At 41.9% G+C, this 260-nt stretch carries 1 protein-coding gene; it reads right to left on the bottom strand.

The genetic code is table 11. The annotated features are described in order from the left end of the window. Positions 1 to 260 (bottom strand): efflux RND transporter permease subunit (locus R0K30_RS22445; protein ID WP_410613112.1); only part of this gene is annotated, 260 nt, incomplete at both ends.

Raw genomic sequence — 260 nt, 5'->3', positions numbered from 1 at the left:
CTAATGGTTTTTGAATTTCAGCTCCTGGCCCTGTTGCAAACACCAACGGCAATAAACCAAACATGGCAGTTGTCGCGGTCATTAATACAGGGCGAAGCCGCCTACTTGCACCATCTAAAATGCACTGTGTTACATTTGCAGCAAACATTTTAGTTTGTTCAAAATAGCTGATCATCACAATTGCATTAAGTACAGCTACCCCCAATAGGGCAACAAACCCCACAGATGCAGGCACCGATAAATATTCATTACTAATAAAC

Source organism: Bacillus sp. SIMBA_154 (assembly GCF_046536015.1).
Classification (GTDB): Bacteria; Bacillota; Bacilli; order Bacillales; family Bacillaceae; genus Bacillus; species Bacillus pumilus_P.
The sequence above is the reverse complement of the archived record's forward strand: the minus strand, read 5'-3'. Positions and strand labels throughout refer to the sequence as shown.